We start from the raw sequence: 21,091 nt of genomic DNA, 5'->3' as shown, positions 1-21,091 counted from the left end.
AAAAACGGCGGCCCGGAGGCCGCCGTCGCGTATTGGAGCGGGTGATGGGAATCGAACCCACGCTATCAGCTTGGGAAGCTGAAGTTCTACCATTGAACTACACCCGCGTGCGGCAGAGTCTATGCCGCATGCCAGGCGTTTGGCAATCGCGCTCAGAACCCCTTGGCGAGGCCGAGGTGGAAGCTCGAACGCCGGCCATCACGCTCGCCCAGCCCGAGTTCCGCGCCGGCCAGCACGTCCATCCCGCTCAGCCGGGTGCGCACGCCCAGGCCGAGGCGGCCATAACGGTCGTCGAAGCGCGGCGCCGGCACCGCGTAATCGGGCGTGCCGGGCATCGAACTCATGCGCGCGAAGGCTTGTTCGGGCCGGTCGCCGAATTCGCGTTCGGCCGTCAGGCGGGCATAGGGCCGGGTGTGTTCGCCCAGCATCCATTCGGCCTGCCAGCCGGCGGATACCTGTAGCGAGTCGAATGCCTGGCTGGGGAAGGACAGCGCCGTGGCGAGTTCCGGACGCGATTCGGCATAGCCATCGACGCGGATCTTCTGCGCCAGCACCCGCAGCAACGGGCCGTGGCGCAACCCGTCATGGCCGAAGCGCCAGCCGGCGCCCAGACCGGCGCTGAGATTGCGGCCATCGGCGCGGCCATCGTGGCCGCGCGTCGCCGGGCCAAGCGGCACCTGGCGGCTGACATCGAACTGGAGCTTCGAGTAACCGAGTTGTCCATCGAACCAGGCGTTGTCGCCCCGCCAGCCGACGTAGCCGCCCAGCCCGATCTCGCGCTGGCGGAAATCGCCGCGCCGCGCGCCGTAATCGATACGCTGGCGGCCGGCGTCGAGATAACCGCCATAGACCCAGGCGCCGGCGTTGCGGTCGTAGCCCAGGCCGAGGCTGGCGCCGCCACCCTCGAAGCCATCGCCGACCATCGCACCGCGTGGGTAGCGCTGGTTGTCGTAGCGCAGGCCGCCCCAGAAACGGCCGCCCTCGGCATCGCCGCGGCTGGCCAACTGCTCAGCGACGCGATCGGCGCGCTGGCGCCCGACCGTCGCCGCCGAGTGCGGCAGTACCGCGACCTGGCGCGGCCCCTCGATCGTGGCGACGGCGTAATCGGCCAGGATCGCGTGGGCCGCGCTACCGGGATGCACGCCATCGGCGAAGGCATAGGTGTAAGGGGCATCCGGCGAGACGTAGCTGGTCGGGTTGCAAGCCAGCGACTGCGCGGTGATCTGCGGCTGGCAGGCGGTGCCGCTGACGTTGCGGAAGCCGTAAGTGCCCGGATCGGCGACGACCTCCCCCAGCAGGCGATAGGTATCGAGCGGGATCACCCGCAGGTTCCGCGCCGCCAGGCCCTTGAACAGCGCATCGTTGTAGGCCGCAGCCAGCGCGCTGCCCTGCGCCATCGCCGCCGCCCCCTTGGCGCGGAAGGCCGGGGTGATGCCGATATCCGGCACCGTCGGGACGAGGATGTAGCGGGCGCCGGCGGCGTGCAGCTTGTCGACGACCCCCACTTCCGCCCCCACCGCGGCGGCGAGCGTGGCGGCCGGATCGGCGCCATCGTTGGTGACTGCGAACAGATCGTTGGCCCCGCCCCAGACGGTGTAGAGCGCATCGGCATCGGCGCGGCCGCCGCCGCGGCGCAGATGTTCGGCCAACTGGCTGGACAGCGAGGGCGTGTAGCCGAGCGCGCCGTTCACCTCGGTACCCACCCGGGCGCCGCCCACCGCGTAGTTGCCGCCCTTATCGGCCAGCGGGACGCGGCCGGTCGCCAACCAGGCGGTGGAGGCGTCGGTGCGGTAGTAATCGGCCAGGAACTGCGACCAGACCAGGCCGGGATTGGTGGTGAACTGGCCGATGACCGGCTGCGCGGCCAGCGGCAGCAAGGGACGGAAATAACCGGCGTCGGTCAGGCTGTCGCCGAAGAACACGGTCTGGCTGAAGGGACCCTGCTGGGCCAGGCTCGGCAATGCGGCGCACGCCAGCGCGGTGGCGAGCGTGGCCGCCTTCAAACGGCGGATTTTACGGATAGCGGACATGAACAGATTCCGGTTACGAAAGCATGACAGCTTACCGTTTCATGCCATACGGCACGGTTGGGTCGCACCGCGCCACCGGCCAGGCCGCGAGGACGTGCATCCAGGCCGCCAAGCGCCGACAATGGCGCGATGGACATCCGATTGAACGGCGAGCCGCGCCACTATGCCGACACGCCCAGCGTACGTGAGCTGCTGGAACGCGAGGGACTTGGCGAGCGCCGGGTGGCGGTCGAGGTCAATGGCGAGATCGTGCCGCGCTCGCGCCATGGCGAACACCGCCTGGCCGAGGGCGATGTGATCGAGATCGTCCATGCCCTCGGCGGCGGCTGAGCCGCCCGGCACCACCGCGCTTGCCCAATTCGCCCCCCCGGATCCGCCCGCTTGCAAAGGGCGCATCGGCCCGCTTCCAGCCCCGGATAACACGCCCCTGACACGGCGATGAACGGTTCCCCGAAGTGCCGATTGCATCCGGCCCGGAGCCGGGAGTAAGGTGGAATCGCCACCGCGCCGAAGACCGCCGCCGGTGCATCGGATGCCTGTTCGTACCCGCTCCGGGTACCTCCGCCTCCCCTGCGATCGTGCCGTGTCGCGTTGGCTATCTCCACCCCGCAAACAGGAGGATTTGGCATGTTTGAAGACCGCTCGCAGGACGAACTGGACAGCCTGATGAAGCAGAACGCGGAATTCCGCCAGTTGTATTTCCACCATCAGGAACTGGACAAGAAAGTGAGCGATGCCGAACACGGCGTGCTGCCGATCGGCGACATGGAGCTTTCCCAGATGAAGCGCGAGAAACTGGCCGCCAAGGAACGCCTCATCACCATGGCCGAACAGATAGCGCACTGACCGCGCGGGTTTTTCCCGTGCAGCCATCGGGATCGGATGGCTGCACGGGCGGCAGGGCGCCGATGCCCGCCGCTACATCGATCCATTCCGCCCATCACCGTCAATCGCCGCTGTTTTCCCGCGTCGCGGCCTCGTCCACCGGCCCGCCCTGGGCCATAATCCACGGATGCAGACTTTCATCGACCCGAAGCCGCTGCTCATCGCCGGCAAGCCCTATCGTTCGCGCCTGCTGACCGGCACCGGCAAGTTCAAGGATCTCGAAGAAACCCGCGCCGCCACCGAGGCCGCCGCCGCCGAGATCGTCACCATCGCCATCCGCCGCAGCAACATCGGCCAGCATCCCGGCGAACCCAATCTGCTCGACGTCCTGCCGCCCGAGCGCTACACCCTCCTCCCCAACACCGCCGGCTGCTACAGCGCCGACGATGCCGTGCGCACCTGCCGCCTCGCCCGCGAACTGCTGGACGGCCACAACCTGGTCAAGCTCGAAGTGCTGGGCGATCAGCGCACGCTCCACCCCGACGTGGTGCAGACACTCGCCGCCGCCGAGACGCTGGTGAAAGAAGGCTTCGAGGTCATGGTCTACACCAGCGACGACCCGATCCTGTGCAAGCGACTGGAGGAGATCGGCTGCGTGGCGGTGATGCCGCTGGCCGCGCCGATCGGCTCCGGCCTGGGCGTGCAGAACCGCTACAACCTGATCGAAATCGTGGAGAACGCGAAAGTGCCGATCATCGTCGATGCCGGCGTCGGCACCGCCTCGGACGCCGCCATCGCCATGGAACTGGGCTGCGACGGCGTGCTGATGAACACCGCCATCGCCGGCGCGCGCGAGCCGGTACGGATGGCCCATGCGATGAAACTGGCGGTGGAGGCCGGCCGCGAGGCGTACCTGGCCGGCCGCATCCCCAGGAAACGCTTCGCCAGCGCCTCCTCGCCGGTGGATGGCCTGATCACGTGAGTGATCCGTTCTCCAGCGACGGCGCCAAGGCCCCGCCCAAGCCGTTCACGGTGGAGGCAGGCCGCCGCCGCGTGCGCAGCTTCGTGCTGCGCCAGGGCCGCTTCACTCCGGCCCAGCAACGCGCCTTCGATGCGCTGTGGCCGCGCTTCGGCATCGACTACAGCGGCCAGCCGAAGGATTTCGACGCCGTGTTCGGCCGCGCCGCCAAACGCATCCTCGAAATCGGTTTCGGCAATGGCGAGGCGTTCCGCTTCTCCTCGGCGCGCGATCCGGCGCGCGACCATATCGGCATCGAGGTACACGCGCCGGGCGTCGGCCGGCTGCTGAACGCGCTGGATGCCGAGGGCCTCGCCAATGCCCGCGTTTACCACCACGATGCGGTGGAAGTGCTGGAAAACGAAATCGCCGATGGCGGTCTCGACGAGATTCGCATCTATTTCCCCGACCCCTGGCACAAGAAGCGCCACCACAAGCGCCGGCTGGTGAACCCCGAATTCGCCGCCCTGCTGGTGCGCAAGCTCAGCCCCGATGGCCGCCTGCACCTCGCCACCGACTGGGCCGATTACGCCGAGCAGATGTGGGACGTGCTCGATGCCACGCCCGGCATCGCCAACCGCGTCGGCCCGCGCGGGCACCTGCCGCGCCCGGACTGGCGGCCGCAGACGCACTTCGAGACCCGTGGCCAGCGCCTCGGCCACGGCGTCTGGGACATGATTTACGAAAAGCGGGGGCCGGAAGCCCGGGATCGGGCGCCAGCGGAAACGGGGACGGCGGATGCCCTCAGCCCGCCTTCCGGCTCGGCGTCCCAGGGCCACGCGCCTGCCGCGGACAACCATCGCGGCGCCTCCCCGACCCCCGACTGCTAACCCCCGATCCCCATGCATCCCGCGCTCACCCTCACCACCGACATGAAGCTCGTCCTCGGGCTGGTGGGGCTGACGATGGTGCTGTTCCTGTTCGACCGCGTGCGCGCCGACGTGGTCGCGCTGGTGGTGCTGGTACTGCTCGGCCTCACCGGACTGGTGGCGCCGGAGGACCTGTTCGGCGGTTTCGCCGGCAACGCGGTGATCAGCATCATCGCCACCATGATCCTGGGCGCGGGGCTGGAGCGCACCGGCGCGCTCAACCGCCTGGCCGGCTGGCTGCTGCGCCGCGCCGACGGCAGCGAGCGACGGCTGCTGTTCCTGACCAGCGCGGTGGCCGGGCTCAACTCCTCGATCATGCAGAACCCGGCGGTGATGGCGCTGTACATGCCGGTGGCCTCGCGCCTGTCGGCGCGTACCGGCGTGGCGCTCTCACGGATGCTGCTGCCCATCGCCGCCGCCATCGTGATGGGCGGCGGGCTGACGATGGTCGGCAATTCGCCACTCATCCTGTTGAACGACCTGCTGGTCTCGGCCAACGCCAACCTGCCCTCGGGCGCGGTCTCGCTGCATCCGCTGAAGATGTTCGCGCCACTGCCGATCGGCTTGGCGCTGCTGGCCGCCTCGCTGGCGTACTTCCGCTGGCTGGGCGACCGCCAGCTTTCGGACGAAAGCGACGGCGGCGTCACTCCGGCGCGCACCCAGAGCTACTTCGCCCAGGCTTACGGCATCGAGGGCGAGGTCTACGAACTGACCGTCAGCGCCGACAGCCCGCTGGTCGGCATGACCCTGGGCGAGGTCGAGACGATGCCCGACACGCCCCTGGTGCTGGCGCTGAAATCCAGCGACGAATCGCGCCTGGCACCGCCGGCCGATGCCCGCATCTGGGTGGGCGACGTACTGGGCGCAATGGGCCCGCGCGAGCAGGTGGCGGCGTTCTCGAAGGAAAACTTCCTGCACATGAACGCCCGTCTGCGGCAGTTCGCCGATTTGTTCAACCCGAGCCGGGCCGGCATCGCCGAGGCGGTGATCCCGCCCAACTCCCCGTTCATCGGCAAGACCGCCAGCGACCTGCAACTGCGCAAGCAGTACCGCCTGAGCCTGCTGGCGGTGAACCGCGACAAGGAAGTGATCCGCGAGGACATCCGCAAGCTGCCGCTGAAGGCGGGCGACATGCTGGTGTTGCACAGCATCTGGCGCAACCTGGCCGACGTGGCGGCGAAGAAGGATTTCGTCGTCGTCACCGACTACCCCAAGGGCGAGCAGCGCCCGCACAAATTCAAGATCGCCATGGGCATCTTCGCGGTGACGATGCTACTGGCGCTGTCCTCGCGCATCCCGGTGCCGATCGCGCTGATGACCGGCGTGGCCGGCATGCTGATCGCCGGCGTCATCCACATGGACGAAGCCTACGCCTCGATCAACTGGAAGACGGTGTTCCTGATGGCCTGCCTGATCCCGCTGGGCTGGGCGATGGATTCCTCCGGCGCGGCGGCGTGGGTGGCCGGCCACAGCATCGACCGCATTCCCGAGAGCACGCCGCTGTGGCTGATCGAAGTGGCCCTGGCGGTGCTGACGGTGGCGTTCTCGCTGGTAGTGAGCCACGTCGGCGCGACCATCATGATGGTGCCGCTGGCGATCAACCTGGCGCTGGCGGCCAACGGCGATCCGCTGGTGTTCGCCCTCATCGTCGCGCTCTCGGCCAGCAACAACTTCATGACCGCGACCAACCCGATCGTCTCGATGGTGGTCGGCCCCGGCAACTACACCGCGCGCGAACTGTGGCGGGTCGGCCTGCCGCTGTCGGTGATCTACACCGCGGTGGTGGTACTGATGGTCAACCTGATCTGGTGATTCGGCGCACCTGCGCTCACCGCCTCCGGCAAGATCGCCAGGCACTACGTGGATCGTGATTCATCGCGGGCGCGCTCACCACACGCCCCCGGCGATGGAGCGGCCTGTTCGAGGTGATCCGCCGCACGCGCTCACCACACGCGTGTCCGCAGCACGTCGAAACCGCCGAGATGGGAGCCGGTCATCCGTCGCGCGCGTTCACCGCGCGCGTGGCACCACCTCGCCGTCGCGCAGTTCCACCTCCACCTTTGCCAGGCGCTGGCCGCGGCAGGGACCGCCGACGCATTCGCCATCGGTCAGTTCGAAGGTCGCCCCATGCACCGCGCACATCAGCAGACCGTCACCGGTCTTGATGAAACGGCCGGGACCGGCCTCCAGCCGCCGCCCGGCATGCGGACAGATGTTGAGCCAGGCGCGCACGGCATCGCCATCACGGTGCAGAATCACCGATTCGGCCACGCCATCCACACACATTTCGGCTTCGGCAAAGCCGCCATTCTCGATCTGCTCCCACCTGACACTCGCCATCGCTTAACGCTCCTCTTACATTTCACCCGACCTTCGGCCGGATACTTGGCGGTCCGGCCAGTGTCCCGGCCGGATGGAGATATCGATGTTCGCACAGTGGTTACACCATCCCTACGTCACCCGTCTGCGCGCGCGCTTCGCCGCGCGGCGTCCGCGCCACCCGCTGGTGCGTGGGTTGCTTGGCCTGACCGGGCTGGCCCTACTACTGGTGCTGCTGGTGGTGGGCGCACTGCTTGGCCTGACCATGCTGCTGGGAGCCGCCGTGCTGCGCGGCCTGCGCCAGCGTGGCCGGCCCCGGGCCGGCGGCCAAGTGATCGAAGGCGAATACCGTAGCGTGCGCGATTCCGCCCTGCCGCATCCGCGCTGACAACCCCGGTGGCCGACGTCCTCGCGCCCACACCGCCGGCGCGCATCCCGCTGGCGGGCGAGGCCGGCGATTATTTCCCGGTGCGGCGGGTCTATTGCATCGGCCGCAATTTCGCCGATCACGCCCGCGAGATGGGCGCGGACGCGCCAGCCTCGAAGGCCGCGCGCGGCGACCCGGTGTTCTTCCTCAAGCCCACCGACGCGGTGGTGGCCGATGGCGTGGTGCCCTACCCGCCCGGCACCCGCGAATTGCACCACGAGGTGGAACTGGTGGTGGCCCTGGGCCAGGATGCGCCCACCGGCCGGCTCGACCGCGCCGCCGCCACATCGCTGGTATTCGGCTACGCGCTGGGCCTCGACCTCACCCGCCGCGACCTGCAAGCCGCGGCGAAAGCGAAATCGCTGCCCTGGGATACCGGCAAGAGCTTCGATGCCTGCGCGCCGGTCGGGCCGATGCGCCGCGCGGCGGACCTCCCGCCCATCGACGCGCTCGGCCTGCGACTGGCGGTGAACGCCGAGCCGCGCCAGCAAGGCCACTTCGCCGACCTGATCTGGGACGTGCCCGACGTACTGATCGAGCTATCCAAGCTGTACGCGCTGAAGGCCGGCGACCTGGTGTTCATGGGCACACCCGCCGGCGTCGCCGCGCTGCTGCCCGGCGATACCTGGCAGGCCACGGTGAATGACGCCGAAGGCCGCGAGTGGCTGGCCTGCGCCGGCCGCGTGACCGACCGCCGATGAGCGATTAAGCTGGCGGCGCGGCGCGGCTGCCGCCCGTTCGCACATATCAATAAGACATCAAGGAGCACACATGGGCATGTTGAGCGAGTTCAAGGCGTTTGCGATGCGCGGCAACGTGATCGACCTCGCCGTCGGCGTGGTGATCGGCGCCGCCTTCGGCAAGATCGTCACCGCGCTGGTGGACAAGGTCATCATGCCGCCACTCGGACTCCTGATCGGCGGGGTGGATTTCTCCAACCTCTCCATCACGCTGAAGGAAGCCAGCCTCGACGCGGCGGGCGAAGCGGTGCCGGCGGTGCAGATCGCCTACGGCGAATTCATCAACGCCGTCATCCAGTTCGTGATTGTCGCCTTCGCCATCTTCCTGGTGGTCAAGGCGATCAACAAGCTGCACAAGAAGCCGGAAGCGGCCCCCGCCGCCCCACCGGAAGACGTGCTGCTGCTGCGCGAAATCCGCGATGAACTGAAGCGCCGCCCATAAGCCGCCGCCATTCGGCGCGAACGAAGCCGCGGGTGCTATGCCCGCGGCTTCGTCGTTTCGGGCAATGCCGAGACACCCCGCGCCCACGCCGCCAGCAGCACCGCCGTGGCCGCGGCCACGTCGAGGCGCTCCACCGCGCCACTACCGGGGATGAAAAGGCGCAGGTCGCAACGCCCGGCAAAGCCACGATCCACGCCGGTCCGCTCGCCCCCCATGACATAGACGATGCGCGCGGGCGGTTGGCTGGCGAAGAGATCGCCGCCGCCTTCCACCAGCGTCGCCGCCAGCACGAACCCGGCGCGGTGGAGCGCCTCGACATCGGCCATCGCATCGCCCATCCGCACCAACGGCGCCACCTCCGCGCCATCCTCGGCCAACCGCGCGGCGGCGGCCGAGAGTTGCAGATCGCCGGCCGCGGGCAGCAGCAGCCCGGCCACGCCGAAGTGCGCGGCGCGGCGCAAGATCGCACCCAGGTTATGTGGATTGCCCACGCCATCTAGCCAAAGGACGCAGACAGGCCCGGCCGGCAACGCGGCCAGCCAGTCGGCGAACGCCAACGGCGACGGGCGTAGCACGTCCACGACGATGCCTTCGTGGTGGCCGGAGGCGGCCAGCTTGCGCAAATCCTCCTCCGCCACGATGCGATAACCGACCCGGTGGGCCGCGCACCACTTCAGCATGTCGCGGCAATCCGCCACCCGCGCCTCGGCGAGCCACGGCCTGCGCAACGCCTCCGGGCGACGGGCGAACAACGCCCTCACCGCATTGAATCCGTAAAGCCGAAGCTCGCGCGGCGATGCGGCGGCGGGCGGCGCCACCGGACGCCTTGCGGCTTTTCAGGGGCCGCCGTCAGCGCTCTTCATCGTGACCCGCCACCCGGCGCTCGCGCCAGAAATCGGCGTGCTTGATGCCTAGCGCATCCGGGTCGAATTGCGGCTCCACGATGCCCGCTTTCTTTTGCGCCTCGTAATCGCGGAGCGCCGCCAGCGCCGGTTTTTGCAGGATGAAGATGGCGATGATGTTGAGCCAGGCCATCACGCCCACGCCGATGTCGCCGAGCGTCCACGCCATGGCCGCGGTGCGCACCGCACCGAAGGTGACGGCCACCAGCAGCGCGATGCGCAGCACGAACACCATCCACGGGCGCGACGTCTTGCGGTTGAGATAGGCGACGTTGGTCTCGGCCATGTAGTAATGGGCCATGACCGTGGTGAAGGCGAAGAAGAACAGCGCCAACGCCACGAAGGCGCCGCCATAGCCCGGCAGCACCGATTCCACCGCGCTCTGCGCGAAGCCCGGGCTTTCGTGCGAGACGCCGGGCAACTTCTCCACGATCATCCCGGCCCTGTCCGGACGCAGCACGTTGTACATGCCGGTGGAGAGAATCATGAAGGCCGTGGCCGAGCACACCAGCAGGGTGTCCACGTATACCGAGAACGCCTGCACCAGCCCCTGCTTGGCCGGATGTGAGACTTCCGCCGCCGCCGCCGCGTGCGGCGCGGTGCCCTGCCCGGCCTCGTTGGAATAGATGCCGCGCTTGACACCCCACTCCACCGCCAGCCCCACCACCGCGCCGAAGGCGGCCTCCAGGCCAAACGCGCTCTTGATGATCAACAGCCACATCGCCGGCAACTGGTGCGCGTTCAACAGCATGATCACCAGCGCCACCAGGATGTAGGCCAGCGCCATGAACGGCACCACGAACTCGGCCACGCTGGCGATGCGTTTAAGCCCGCCGAAGATGATGAAGCCCAGCAACACCACCATGACCGTCGCGGTCATCTCGACGGGGATGTCGAACGCCGTCTTCATGCCATGGGCGATGCCGTTGGCCTGTACGCCCGGCAGCAGGAAACCGCAGGCGACCACGGTGACGACGGCGAACAGCCACGCGTACCACTTCCGCCCCATCGCCTTCTCGATGTAATAAGCCGGGCCGCCGCGATAGCGGCCCTCGTCATCCTTTTCCTTGTAGATCTGCGCCAGTGTGGACTCGACATACGCGGTGGAAGCGCCCAGGAAGGCCACCACCCACATCCAAAACACCGCGCCCGGCCCGCCGAAACCGATCGCGGTGGCCACGCCGGCGATATTGCCCATCCCCACGCGCCCCGAAAGCGATACCGACAACGCCTGGAACGAGGACACGCCCGCATCCGAGCGCTTGTCGATCAGCAGCAGCCGCACCATTTCCTTCAACTGCCGCACCTGCACGAAGCGCGTGCGCAGCGAAAAGTACAGGCCACCGCCAAGGCAGAGCCAGATCAGCGGTTTGCTCCAGACGATGCCGTTGAGGCCGTTGATGAACGATTCCAAATGAGACTCCCGGCTTGGCGCGTGAAGGCCCGATTGTGACCGATTTGCCACGCACGCACGGCCACTCCGCTCGCGCGCGCGGAAACCGGACGTCCAGGTCGTGGCTGTCGAGGGCTTTCCCTTGGCGGCCACTCCGAAACCGAACCGCCGCCGCGCCTACGCCCCGGCGTAGCGGGCGAACATGCGCAGGTCGCGCACCTGGCCGTCTTTCATCACCGCGTGCCGCAACACGCCTTCCTCGACGAAGCCGTTCTTGCGCAAGACCCGGGCGGAGCCGGCGTTGAAATCCAGCACCGTCGCCTGCAACCGCCGCAACCGGTAGTGCGCCAGCGCCCACGGCGCGAAAGCGGCCACCGCCTCGCTCATCAACCCGCGCCCCCACAGCGAACGCCCCAGCCAGTAGCCGAATTCGGCGCCGATGGCGCGCTCGCCCGCCATCCGCCGCAGGCCGATGCCGCCGACCGCCTCGCCCTGCGACTCGATGGCGAAGGCGTCTTGCAGCGCCACCACCTCGCCGCGCAGAAACGCCTCGCCATCCGCCCGGCGATAAGGGTGCGGGAAACGCTCGCCGAGACCACGCGCGACTTCGGCATGGTCGGCATGGCCGAGGAGCGCCGGTAAATCCTCACCCCGCCAGGCGCGCAGGCGCAGGCCGGGACGGATGTCGATACGGTACGGATGCGCCTCCCCGGCCATCGCTCAATGCGGTCCCCGCGCTTCCGGCGTCTCGGCTTCCAGCGCCTCCAGCTTGCGCGCCAGCGCCTCGGGCGAGCGCGTGTACGGCGCCAGCAGCGCGTAGAACGCCGGTACCACGAACAACGAGAGGAAGGTGGAAAACGCCAGGCCGAAAATCACCACGATGCCGATGGTGCCCCGGCTGGCCGAACCGGGACCGCCGGCCAGCACCAGCGGCACCGCGCCCATGATGGTGGCGATGGAAGTCATGAGGATCGGGCGCAGGCGCACCGAGGCGGCTTCGACGATGGCCTCGCGCACGCCACGTCCGGCATCGCGCAACTGGTTGGCGAACTCGACGATCAGGATGCCGTTCTTCGCCGCCAGCCCCACCAACATCACGATGCCGATCTGCGAGAACAGATTGAGGGTGCCACCGCTCAGCCACAGGCCGATCAGCGCCCCCAGCACGCCGAGCGGTACCGTCAGCATGATCACCAGCGGATGCAGGAAGCTCTCGAACTGCGCGGCCAGCGCCAGGTACACGATCAGCATCGCCAGGACGAAGATCAGCAGCACCTCGCCACCGGATCGTTGCAGTTCGCGCAATTCGCCCTTCCAGCCGATCTGCGCGTAATCGGGCAGTTCGGCGCGCGCGGTTTCCTGCGCCCAGGCCACCGCGTCGCCCAGCCGGTAGCCGGGCGCTAGGCCGGCCGACAGCGTGATCGAACGCAGGCGGTTGAAACGGTTGAAGGTGGCCGGCTCGGCGACTTCCCTCAGCGTCACCAGATTGCCCAGCGGAACCAGCACGCCGCCGCGGCCGCGTACCTGCAACGCGCCGAGGTCGGCGACCGAGGCGCGGGCGTCGCGGCCGGCCTGCAACATCACGTCGTATTCCTCGCCGTTGTCGACGAAGGTGGTGACGCGGCGGCCGCCCATCATCGTCTCCAGCGCCCGGCCGATCGCGGTGGCGGTCACGCCGAGATCGGCGGCGCGCGCCTTGTCGATCACGATCCGCATCTGCGGCCGGGTTTCCTTGTAATCGGAATCGGCGCCGGTCAGGCCCGGGTTCGTCTCCATCCTGGCCAGCAGGACATCGCGCCATTGCGCCAGCTCGGCGTAGTCCGGCCCGCCCAGCACCATCTGGAACGGCTGGCCGCGGGTGCGCACCAGACCGCCGCCCACCTGGGTGCGCACCCGCACTTCGGTCAGGCCGGAGAGCTTCTTCTGCAACGCGCCGGCCACCTCGGCGGTGGACTGGGCGCGCTCCCGCCAATCCCGCAGAAACACGATGGCGCGGCCGGTGTGCATCTCCTCGCTGGGGCCGAAGCCGCCGGGCACCCGCGGATTGGCCCGCACGATCGGCTTGCCCTCGCCGATCTCGCCGGCCAGCACCTTCTCGACTTTCCGCATCTGCGCCACGGTGAAGTCGTAACCGGCCCCTTCCGGGGCGTCCATCATCAACTGGAACGCGCCGCGATCCTCCGCCGGCGCCAGTTCGCTTGGCAGAAACTTGAACAGCAGCACCATCGCCACGATGCACGCGAGCATCGCCGAGCCGAACAACCCGATACGATGCACATGGCGTTCGAGCACCCCGCGATAGCCCGTGGAGAGCCGCTGGAAGCGCGCGTTGAGCCAGGCGCTCACCCGGTTTTCCTTGACCGCGCGCGGGCCGGCATGCGGCTTGAGCAGCTTGGACGCCATCATCGGCGTCAACGTCAACGCGACGAAAGCCGAGATCGCCACCGCCGCGGCCAGCGCCACCGACAGCTCGCGGAACAGCCGGCCGGTATTGCCCTGCAAGAAGCCGACCGGCAGGAACACCGCGATCAGCACCGCGGTGGTGGCGATCACCGCGAACGCCACCTGCGCGGTGCCGCGCCGCGCCGCGACCAGCGCCGGCTCGCCCAGATCGACGCGGCGCTGGATGTTCTCCACCACCACGATCGCATCGTCCACCACCAGGCCGATGCACAGCACCAGCGCCAGCAGCGTCAGCAGGTTGATCGAATAGCCGAAGAGCCACAGGGCGATGAAGGCGGCGATCAGGCAGACCGGCACCGTCACCGCTGGAATCAGCGCCGCGCGCACGCTGCCGAGGAACAGCCAGATCACGATCAGAACGAGGATGACCGCCTCCGCCAGCGTGGCATAGACGCGCTCCACCGCGCTTTCGATGAAGGTGGTGCTGTCGAAAGCGACATAAATCTCGGTGCCATCGGGCAAGGTTTTCTGGATGCGCCCGGCCGCCGCCTTGGCTTCGGTCGCCACCTCCAGGCTGTTGGCGGTCGACGTCTTGACGATGCCCAGCCCCACCGCCTCCTCGCCATTGCTGTGGTAATACGAACGGCGCTCGGCCGATTCCAGCCGCACTTTCGCCACATCGCCCAGCCGCACCACGTAACCGTCGCCGCCGCGCCCGACCGGCATCGCCGCGAAGGCTTCGTCGCTGGTGTAATCGCGGGCCACGCGCAGGATGAAGTCGCGATCCTTCGATTCGATCCGCCCCGCGCCCAGCTCCACGTTCTCCGCCCGCAGCGCGGTTTCGACGTCGGCGGCGGTCAGGCCGCGCGCCGCCAGCGCATCGGCATCGAGCCAGACCCGCATCGCATAGCGCTGGCCGCCGCCCAAGTAGACCCGGGCCACACCCGGCAGGCTCGAAAGCTGGTCGATCACGTAGCGTTGCGCGTAGTCGGTCAGTTGCAGGCGATCCATGCCGGCCGAACGCAGGTTGAGCCAGAGGATGGCGTCGGAATCGCCCTCGACCTTGCTGATCTCCGGTGCGTCGGCTTCCTCGGGCAGACGGTCGACGACCCGGCTGACCGCGTTGCGAACATCGTTGGCCGCCGCCTCGATATCGCGCTCGGCGAGGAATTCGATGCTGATGCCGGAACTGCCGTTGCGGCTGCGCGACTCGATGGTGTTGATGCCCTCGATGCCCGAGAGCGCGTCCTCCAGCGTCTGGGTGATGCGGGTCTCGACCACGCCGGCCGAGGCGCCCGGATAATTCACCTGCACCGAAACGATCGGCGGGTCGATGGCCGGCAGTTCGCGCAGGGTGAGCCGGGTGAAGGCCATGATGCCCAGCACCACCAACAGCAAGCTCATCACCACCGCCAGCACCGGCCGGCGGATGGACAGATCGGACAGCTTCATCCGCCCGTCGCCCGCGCCGGCTTCGCCCCGCCACCGGCCTGCACCACCCGGGCGCCGGCCCTCAGCTTGCCGACGCCCTCGGTGACGATGCGCTCGCCCGCCGTCAATCCCTTGGCCACCCGCACCCGGCCAGGCACTCGGCCGCCCACTTCGATGGCGGCCTTTTCCACGCCGCCATCCGGCCCGACCCGCCAGACGAAGGTTTCACTGCCGACCTGCTGCACGGCGATCTCCGGCACCACGATCGCCGATACCTCGCCGCGCACCAGCCTCACCTCCATCAACATGCCCGGCTTGAGTGCGCGCTCGGCATTGGCGAAATCGGCGCGCACGATCGCGGCGCGGCTGGCTTCGTCCAGGCGCGTCGCGATGGTGGAGACGTGGCCGGCGAATTCGCGGCCCGGCCAAGCCACGCTGGTCGCGACGACCACCTGGCCCTTGCCAGCGCCGGCAAGCGCGCTTTCGGGCAAGGGAAAATCGACGTGAACGTGCGAGAGGTCGTCGAGCGTGGCGATGACGGTGCCGGGCGTCACCAGCGCGCCCGGGCTGACCTGGCGGATGCCGAGCACGCCGGAAAACGGCGCGCGGATCACCCGGTCGGCAAGATTGGCGCGGATCTGCGCCACCTGGGCGCGCGCGGCATCACGGGTGGCGCGCTGGCTGTCCAACGACGCGCGCGCGACGAGTTGCTGCGCGGCCAGTTGCGATTGCCGCTGGTAGAGCTGCTCGGCCTCGGCGGCGGCGGCCTCGGCGGCACGCAGCGAAGCCAATTGCTGCTGCCCGCTGAGCGTCACCAACGCCGCGCCGCGCGCGACCTGCTGCCCGCTTTCGAAATGCACGCCCCGCACCGTCTCGCTGACCTTGGCGGTGACTTCCACCGACTCGCGCGCCTTCACCGTGCCCAGCGCGCGAACCGTGTCCCGCCAGGGCTGTTCGCGCACGGTGTCCATTCCCACCGGCAGCGGACGCTCGCTCCGGCGCCCTTGCTCGGCTTCGGTCTTGCCGCCGCAACCGGCCAGGAGCGCGATGGTCAGACAGGCAACGGCAGGGGTACGGATTCCACGAAGCATGGGCGGGTGGCGAGTCGAGATCGCCCAATTTTATTGATCGCCCGTGATACCGCCGTGTGCCATCAGACACGGGCGGGCCGCGTCAACCCGGGTACTCCATGGGCGTTACGCCGGCGCCGCGCGCTTGCGGCCACCCGCGTGCCAAAAGATAATTATTCTCAATAAAATCAAGAATACTCAGCGCCCGCCGGCGCTTTCTCGCCATCCTCGTAAATATCCGGACATCCATGCCCACCGCATTGCTTTCATCTTCGTCCCTGCCCGCCCACCCGTTCCGACTGCTGCCGCTGGCCGGCTGCATCCTGCTGAGCCTGCCCGCATCCCCCGCCCAGGCCGCCGATGCGCCGGGACACGCGGGCGCGGAAACCCTGGACCGCGTCACCGTCACCGGCCGGCAACAACGCCAGGCGACCAGCACCCGCCTGCCGCTGACGCCCCGCGAAACCCCGCAATCGGTCAGCCAGATCGACCGCGAAACACTCGACACCGCCTCGATCACCAACCTCAACGACGCGCTCACGCAAGTCACCGGCGTCAACGTATCGATGTACGACACGCAGCGCCCCGTCTACTTCGCCCGGGGTTTCCAGATCACCGATTTCCAGGTGGACAACGTGCCCAGTTACAGCAATTCCAGCAATCTGGAATACGACACCGCGCTGTACGAGCGCATCGAGGTGGTACGCGGCGCGAACGGCCTGCTGAGCGGCACCGGCTCGCCATCGGCCACGATCAACATGCTGCGCAAGCGGCCCGGCGCCGCGTTCGACGCCTCGGTACGCCTGATGGCCGGCAGTTGGCGCCTGCGCCGGGGCGAGGCCGACCTCAACCTTCCGCTCGATGCCCGGGGCGCGGTACGCAGCCGCTGGATCGTGATGCGGCAGCGCGCCGACAGCTTCCGCGACCGCTACCACGAAGACAAGACCGCCGGCATGGGCGCGATCGAGGCCGATCTCGGCGGGAACACCACCCTGTTCGCCGGCTACCAGATGCAACGCAACGACCCGCGCGGCAGTACCTGGGGCGGACTGCCGCTGTTCATGGCCGACGGCACGCCGAGCGACCTGCCGCTCGGCGCCAGCTTCGCGCCGGCGTGGACGTATTGGCGGCGCGACAGCGCCACCGCCTTCCTCACCCTCGAACACCGTCTGGGAAACGACTGGAATCTGCACGCCAACCTGAGCCGCACCCGTGGCGAGCTTGAGAGCCTGCGCATCTACGGCAAGGGCATCCCCGATGCGGCCACCGGCCGCGGAATCACGCTGCTTGGCGGCAGAAGCAGCACGCGCGACGTCCGCGACACGGTGGACGTGTACGCGCGCGGCACCTATCCCCTGCTTGGCCGCCGCCACGAACTGGTCGTCGGCATCAACGCGATGCGGCATGAATCGGAATCGGACGTTTTCAAGGACGCCTCAGGCCCCGGCGGCACCTGGTCATACGACATCCCCGACTATCGCACCTGGCGCGGCGACGCCCCGATGCCCGTCTACCTCAAGACCGGCGCGACGCGCGTCTCGCCCACCCGGCAGACCGGCATCTACGCATCGACCCGCTTCCACGCCGGCGCGCGGCTTTCCTTCATCGCCGGCGCGCGGCTGGGTTCGTGGCGCACCCGCACCGACAACCGCGACGCGCAAGGCCGGCCGACCGGCGTCAGCGGCGCCTACCGCGTGGATCGCAAGCTCACCCCGTACTTCGGCGTGCTCTACGACATCAGCCCGAACCTGTCGGCCTATGCCAGCTACACCGACATCTTCAATCCGCAGAACCGCCGCGACAAGCACAACAACCTACTTCCCCCCCTGCTCGGCTCGAACCTGGAAGCCGGCCTCAAGGGCGAGTGGCTGGACAAGCGACTCCAGGCCAGCGCGGCGGTGTTCCGCACCGGGCAGAACAACTATCCGGTGCGCGACCCATCGGAACCGGAAGGCTCGCTGCCCGATGGCGGCTCCGCCTACATCGCGACCAACGGCACCCGCAGCAGCGGGTTCGAGCTGGAGGTTTCCGGCGCCATCACCCCGCAATGGCGCATCGGCTCCGGCTACACGCACGTCAAGATCAAGCGCCACCCGCTCAACCCGGTCTGGGCCACGCTGCCGGAAAATCGCCTGCACATTTCCACCTATTACCAATTCGATGGCGCCCTCTCGGGCCTGATGCTCGGCGGCGGCCTGAACTGGCAGAGCCGCATGACCGGCGTGCAGGAGGCGCATCCCGTACTCGGCCGGCATAGCTACGCGCAGGGCGGCCATACGCTGCTCAACCTACACGCCAATTACGCCTTCAACGAACATCTGGACGCCACGCTCAGCATCACCAACGCCACTAACAAGAAATACTGGGCCAATCTCGATACCGGCTTCGGCAACTACGGCGAGCCGCGCAACACCCGGCTCAGCCTGAGATGGCGCTACTGATGGCCGAACGCCCCGCCGCGCGTCGCCCGCCCGCCTCCCGCCTGCGCCAGCGGCTGGATGTCGCCTCGCGCAGCATGGCCGCGATCCTCGGCGGTTACGCGCTGGCGGCCAGCGCCGCCGCGTGGCTGGCCGTGGCCTTGCCAATCGCGCGCGGGCAGGCCGTGCTGACGGGCATGATGACCGGCATCCTGATCGCCGCCGGCGCCGCGCTATGGGCCTTTTCCGCCCGCAGCAGCGCGCGGGCATGGCTCGGCATCGCCCTTCCCACCCTGTTGTGCTGGGCCGGGCTTCGGGCACTGGGAGCGGTTGCGTGAAGGCGGGATTCCGGCAATCCATGGCTTGGCTGCACACCTGGACGGGCCTCCTGGCCGGCTGGTTGCTGCTACTGATCTTCATGGCCGGCACCGCCAGCTACTACCGCGAGGAAATCAACCACTGGATGCGCCCCGAGTTGGCGGGAATGGCGGGAATGCCGCGCGTCGCGCCGGAAACCGCCACCACCCGGGGCATCGCCTATCTGCAACGGTATGCCGCGCGCGCCGAGAACTGGTCGATCACCCTGCCGGACGAGCGCAATGTCACCATGCACCTGCGCTGGCGCAAGCCCGCTGATGAAGCCGATCCGTCGAAAGGGCGGCGGGGCCGCTTCGGCGAGGCGGTGATCGACCCCGCCTCCGGCGCGCCCGTCGGCGTGCGCGACACCCGCGGCGGCGAGTTCTTCTACCGCCTGCACTTCGACCTGCACTATCTGCCGGTGTCCTGGGCGCGCTACCTCGTTGGCTTCTGCGCCATGTTCATGCTGGTGGCGATCATCAGCGGCATCATCACCCACAAGAAGATCTTCAAGGACTTCTTCACCTTCCGCCCCGGCAAGGGCCAGCGCTCGTGGCTGGATTTTCACAACGTCAGCGCGGTGATGGCCCTGCCCTATCACCTGATGATCACCTACACCGGCATCGTCACCCTGATGGTGATGTATTTCCCGTGGAGCGTCAAAACGGCTTATCCACAGGACGAAGGCGTATTCATCGCCGAGACGTTCGCGCAATTGCCCGCCCCCGGCGACATCGACGGCCCGCCCAGCACTAGCACGCCAATTGCGCCAATCGCCTCGATCATCGCCGACGCCCGCCGCGTCTGGCGGGGGGGCATCCCCAGCCGGGTCGTCATCCACGCCCCGGGACGCGCCGATTCGTTGATCGACCTCCAACGCGCCGGCGAGCGCGGCATCCGCGCGGAAAGGTCCACCCTGCGCTACCGGGCCAACGACGGAACGCGCGTTGCCGAAAGCCCGCCCACCGGCGGCGCCACCCAAACCCGCGACGTGCTGGTGGGCCTGCATGCCGCCCGCTTCGCCGAGGCCGGCTTGCGCGCGCTGTTTTTCCTCTCCGGCCTGGCGGGTTGCCTGATGGTCGCCAGCGGCTCGGTGCTGTGGGCGATCAAGGAGCGACAGAAACACCAGAAACGCGAACGCCCCGGCTTCGGCCTGCGTCTGGTCGATGCGCTCAACATCGGCACCGTGGCCGGGCTGCCCATTGCCTTCGCGGTCTACTTCTGGGCCAACCGCCTGCTGCCCACGGACATGGCGGACCGACCCGAAGCGGAAATCCGCGCCTTCTTCATCGCCTGGGGCGTGGCGATGCTGATCGCCTTCGCCCGGCCCCGGCGCGCCACCTGGGTGGCGCAGCTGTACGCGGGCGCGGCGCTGTTCGCGTTGCTGCCGGTGCTGAACGCCCTGGCGACGCCACACGCGCACCTCATCGCCAGCCTGCGGCGAGGCGACCTGGCGATGGCCGGTTTCGACCTGGTCGTGCTGCTGCTGGGCCTGGGGCTTGCCCTCTCCGCCCACCGCACGCGGCAATGGAAACCCGCCCAACGCCCGCCGCGCCCCGGCGCACTCGCCGCCAACGGAGCCACCGGATGATGCAACCGCTGCTGATCGCCATCGCCTTTTCCGGCCTGTCGCTACTGTGCCTGGGCATGGAGCGCCATCACCCCTGTTGCCGGACGCATGACTGGGCCGCCGCCTGGCCGCGCACGGCCTTGCGCCTTGCCGGCTGGTGGCTGACCGGGTCGTCGCTTGCCCTCGCCATGTGGATGGAAGGCCCCGCCACCGGCCTGTTGCACTGGCTGGGCATCGTCACGGCCGCCGGCCTGCTGCTGGCGCTCGGCCTGCTGCCCTACCGCGCGCATTGGATAGCGCCCATGCTGCTGTTACTACCCGTGCTGGGCGGGGCGGCCTCGCTGCTGACGGGCATGCCCTGAGAACACGACAGCGGCCAGCTTTCCGAAGGGCATGGCCATCGGAAAGAGCGGGCGGCTCGCGCTCATCTTGACCACAAGGCTTTCCAAACCGCGCGGCCGCGGCGGCCCGGCCACCGGGCCGTTTCGGGGCGGTTACGCGCCAGTCGCCGGGCGCGGAGGGAACGCCGGGCGCCCCGGCGCTCCACGTTCAACGGTCGTCGCGCGTCCAGAGCGCGCCATCGACCACCTTCACCGGGAACTTCGCCACCGGGGTATAGGCCGGGGCGCACGTCGCCGCGCCGGTTCTCAGGTCGAATTTCGCCCCGTGCAGCACGCATTCGATCTGGCCGCCGGCGGCATCGACCTCACCCACCGACAGCTCGAAATCCTCGTGCGTGCACTTGTCCTCGACGGCGAAATATTCGCCATCGAGATTCACCACCAGGATTGGTGTGTCGCCGTGCCAGACGGTTTTCTTCTCGCCGGGCAGAAGCTCGGCTTCGGTGCAGACGAATTCCCAGTCACTCAGGTTTTCGC

The 21,091-nt window shown here is 68.6% G+C and carries 19 protein-coding genes, 1 tRNA gene and 1 pseudogene; 12 read left to right on the top strand and 9 right to left on the bottom strand.

All coding sequences use genetic code 11. The features are described 5' to 3' along the window. Window positions 1-33 precede the first annotated feature (33 nt). Window positions 34-107: transfer RNA gene (locus EBB59_RS08835), tRNA-Gly, on the bottom strand. 45 nt (window positions 108-152) lie between these two features. Next, window positions 153-2,030: an autotransporter domain-containing protein gene (locus tag EBB59_RS08830; RefSeq protein WP_122101791.1), complete on the bottom strand. Its 1,878-nt coding sequence runs from the start codon at window positions 2,028-2,030 to the stop codon at window positions 153-155. A 129-nt stretch (window positions 2,031-2,159) separates the two neighbouring features. Here EBB59_RS08830 and thiS point away from each other — a divergent pair, with 129 nt between their 5' ends. The 5 genes and pseudogenes from thiS to EBB59_RS08805 all read left to right on the top strand — a co-directional run bounded on the left by thiS (window position 2,160) and on the right by EBB59_RS08805 (window position 6,554). Beyond that, a complete protein-coding gene (gene thiS, locus EBB59_RS08825) occupies window positions 2,160-2,360 on the top strand; it encodes a sulfur carrier protein ThiS (RefSeq protein WP_122101790.1) in 201 nt (66 codons plus the stop codon). Between the two features lie 297 nt (window positions 2,361-2,657). Continuing rightward, a complete protein-coding gene (locus EBB59_RS08820; RefSeq protein ID WP_122101789.1) occupies window positions 2,658-2,876 on the top strand; it encodes an HP1242/YdcH family protein in 219 nt (72 codons plus the stop codon). A 166-nt stretch (window positions 2,877-3,042) separates the two neighbouring features. Continuing rightward, window positions 3,043-3,837, top strand: a complete 795-nt coding sequence (locus EBB59_RS08815) for a thiazole synthase (RefSeq protein ID WP_122101788.1) — start codon at window positions 3,043-3,045, stop codon at window positions 3,835-3,837. Then, a pseudogene (trmB, locus tag EBB59_RS08810) lies at window positions 3,834-4,604 on the top strand (tRNA (guanosine(46)-N7)-methyltransferase TrmB); the annotation flags it as partial. The gene EBB59_RS08815 and the pseudogene trmB, both read left to right, overlap by 4 nt. Window positions 4,605-4,715: 111 nt before the next feature. Beyond that, window positions 4,716-6,554, top strand: coding sequence for an SLC13 family permease (locus tag EBB59_RS08805; RefSeq protein WP_122101786.1), 1,839 nt, complete (start codon window positions 4,716-4,718; stop codon window positions 6,552-6,554). Between the two features lie 198 nt (window positions 6,555-6,752). Here the strand turns inward: EBB59_RS08805 and EBB59_RS08800 are convergent, their stop codons facing one another. After that, a complete protein-coding gene (locus tag EBB59_RS08800; protein WP_122101785.1) occupies window positions 6,753-7,082 on the bottom strand; it encodes a Rieske (2Fe-2S) protein in 330 nt (109 codons plus the stop codon). 85 nt (window positions 7,083-7,167) lie between these two features. Between EBB59_RS08800 and EBB59_RS08795 the strand changes: the two genes are divergently transcribed. The 3 genes from EBB59_RS08795 to mscL all read left to right on the top strand — a co-directional run bounded on the left by EBB59_RS08795 (window position 7,168) and on the right by mscL (window position 8,670). Next, window positions 7,168-7,449, top strand: coding sequence for a hypothetical protein (locus EBB59_RS08795; RefSeq protein WP_122101822.1), 282 nt, complete (start codon window positions 7,168-7,170; stop codon window positions 7,447-7,449). A gap of 8 nt (window positions 7,450-7,457) precedes the next feature. Then, window positions 7,458-8,189, top strand: a complete 732-nt coding sequence (locus EBB59_RS08790) for a fumarylacetoacetate hydrolase family protein (protein WP_122101784.1) — start codon at window positions 7,458-7,460, stop codon at window positions 8,187-8,189. Between the two features lie 70 nt (window positions 8,190-8,259). After that, window positions 8,260-8,670: a large-conductance mechanosensitive channel protein MscL gene (gene mscL, locus EBB59_RS08785; protein ID WP_122101783.1), complete on the top strand. Its 411-nt coding sequence runs from the start codon at window positions 8,260-8,262 to the stop codon at window positions 8,668-8,670. Window positions 8,671-8,705: 35 nt separating this feature from the next. Here the strand turns inward: mscL and EBB59_RS08780 are convergent, their stop codons facing one another. The 5 genes from EBB59_RS08780 to EBB59_RS08760 all read right to left on the bottom strand — a co-directional run bounded on the left by EBB59_RS08780 (window position 8,706) and on the right by EBB59_RS08760 (window position 15,890). Further along, a complete protein-coding gene (locus EBB59_RS08780; protein ID WP_122101782.1) occupies window positions 8,706-9,488 on the bottom strand; it encodes a TrmH family RNA methyltransferase in 783 nt (260 codons plus the stop codon). 31 nt (window positions 9,489-9,519) lie between these two features. Next, complete coding sequence (locus EBB59_RS08775) at window positions 9,520-10,986, bottom strand: alanine/glycine:cation symporter family protein (RefSeq protein WP_122101781.1); 1,467 nt, start codon at window positions 10,984-10,986, stop codon at window positions 9,520-9,522. Between the two features lie 156 nt (window positions 10,987-11,142). Then, window positions 11,143-11,682 (bottom strand): GNAT family N-acetyltransferase, encoded by a 540-nt coding sequence (locus EBB59_RS08770; RefSeq protein ID WP_122101780.1) that lies wholly within the window; start codon window positions 11,680-11,682, stop codon window positions 11,143-11,145. A 3-nt stretch (window positions 11,683-11,685) separates the two neighbouring features. Beyond that, complete coding sequence (locus tag EBB59_RS08765; RefSeq protein ID WP_122101779.1) at window positions 11,686-14,820, bottom strand: efflux RND transporter permease subunit; 3,135 nt, start codon at window positions 14,818-14,820, stop codon at window positions 11,686-11,688. Next, the gene (locus tag EBB59_RS08760; protein ID WP_122101778.1) at window positions 14,817-15,890 is read right to left on the bottom strand and encodes an efflux RND transporter periplasmic adaptor subunit; all 1,074 of its coding nucleotides are present in this window, start codon (window positions 15,888-15,890) and stop codon (window positions 14,817-14,819) included. Before EBB59_RS08760 ends, EBB59_RS08765 begins: the two co-directional genes overlap by 4 nt. Before the next feature lie 227 nt (window positions 15,891-16,117). On the opposite strand from EBB59_RS08760, the gene EBB59_RS08755 reads away from it, so the two are divergent. Genes EBB59_RS08755 through EBB59_RS08740 form a run of 4 tightly spaced genes read left to right on the top strand, consistent with a single transcriptional unit; the run spans window position 16,118 to window position 20,575 of the window. Then, the gene (locus EBB59_RS08755) at window positions 16,118-18,310 is read left to right on the top strand and encodes a TonB-dependent siderophore receptor (RefSeq protein WP_122101777.1); all 2,193 of its coding nucleotides are present in this window, start codon (window positions 16,118-16,120) and stop codon (window positions 18,308-18,310) included. Further along, entirely contained in the window at window positions 18,310-18,624 is a 315-nt protein-coding gene (locus EBB59_RS08750) for a DUF3649 domain-containing protein (RefSeq protein WP_122101776.1), read from the top strand. Before EBB59_RS08755 ends, EBB59_RS08750 begins: the two co-directional genes overlap by 1 nt. Then, window positions 18,621-20,234 (top strand): PepSY-associated TM helix domain-containing protein, encoded by a 1,614-nt coding sequence (locus tag EBB59_RS08745; protein ID WP_122101775.1) that lies wholly within the window; start codon window positions 18,621-18,623, stop codon window positions 20,232-20,234. The genes EBB59_RS08750 and EBB59_RS08745 overlap by 4 nt, the downstream gene beginning before the upstream one ends. Further along, entirely contained in the window at window positions 20,231-20,575 is a 345-nt protein-coding gene (locus tag EBB59_RS08740) for a DUF3325 domain-containing protein (protein WP_158601757.1), read from the top strand. Before EBB59_RS08745 ends, EBB59_RS08740 begins: the two co-directional genes overlap by 4 nt. A gap of 187 nt (window positions 20,576-20,762) precedes the next feature. Here EBB59_RS08740 and EBB59_RS08735 read toward each other — a convergent pair whose 3' ends face one another. Further along, window positions 20,763-21,083, bottom strand: coding sequence for a non-heme iron oxygenase ferredoxin subunit (locus EBB59_RS08735; RefSeq protein WP_122101821.1), 321 nt, complete (start codon window positions 21,081-21,083; stop codon window positions 20,763-20,765). Between the last annotated feature and the right edge of the window lie 8 nt (window positions 21,084-21,091).

Source organism: Solilutibacter pythonis (assembly GCF_003697345.1).
Lineage (GTDB): Bacteria > Pseudomonadota > Gammaproteobacteria > Xanthomonadales > Xanthomonadaceae > Solilutibacter > Solilutibacter pythonis.
The sequence above is the reverse complement of the archived record's forward strand: the minus strand, read 5'-3'. Positions and strand labels throughout refer to the sequence as shown.

Coding starts and splice junctions, on each gene's coding strand:
- EBB59_RS08830 (WP_122101791.1), bottom strand. CDS start 2,030: ATGTCCGCTATCCGTAAAATCCGCCGTTTGAAGGCGGCCACGCTCGCC.
- EBB59_RS08795 (WP_122101822.1), top strand. CDS start 7,168: ATGTTCGCACAGTGGTTACACCATCCCTACGTCACCCGTCTGCGCGCG.
- EBB59_RS08765 (WP_122101779.1), bottom strand. CDS start 14,820: ATGAAGCTGTCCGATCTGTCCATCCGCCGGCCGGTGCTGGCGGTGGTG.
- EBB59_RS08760 (WP_122101778.1), bottom strand. CDS start 15,890: ATGCTTCGTGGAATCCGTACCCCTGCCGTTGCCTGTCTGACCATCGCG.
- EBB59_RS08740 (WP_158601757.1), top strand. CDS start 20,231: ATGATGCAACCGCTGCTGATCGCCATCGCCTTTTCCGGCCTGTCGCTA.
- EBB59_RS08770 (WP_122101780.1), bottom strand. CDS start 11,682: ATGGCCGGGGAGGCGCATCCGTACCGTATCGACATCCGTCCCGGCCTG.
- EBB59_RS08815 (WP_122101788.1), top strand. CDS start 3,043: ATGCAGACTTTCATCGACCCGAAGCCGCTGCTCATCGCCGGCAAGCCC.
- mscL (WP_122101783.1), top strand. CDS start 8,260: ATGGGCATGTTGAGCGAGTTCAAGGCGTTTGCGATGCGCGGCAACGTG.
- thiS (WP_122101790.1), top strand. CDS start 2,160: ATGGACATCCGATTGAACGGCGAGCCGCGCCACTATGCCGACACGCCC.
- EBB59_RS08820 (WP_122101789.1), top strand. CDS start 2,658: ATGTTTGAAGACCGCTCGCAGGACGAACTGGACAGCCTGATGAAGCAG.
- EBB59_RS08750 (WP_122101776.1), top strand. CDS start 18,310: ATGGCCGAACGCCCCGCCGCGCGTCGCCCGCCCGCCTCCCGCCTGCGC.
- EBB59_RS08755 (WP_122101777.1), top strand. CDS start 16,118: ATGCCCACCGCATTGCTTTCATCTTCGTCCCTGCCCGCCCACCCGTTC.
- EBB59_RS08805 (WP_122101786.1), top strand. CDS start 4,716: ATGCATCCCGCGCTCACCCTCACCACCGACATGAAGCTCGTCCTCGGG.
- EBB59_RS08800 (WP_122101785.1), bottom strand. CDS start 7,082: ATGGCGAGTGTCAGGTGGGAGCAGATCGAGAATGGCGGCTTTGCCGAA.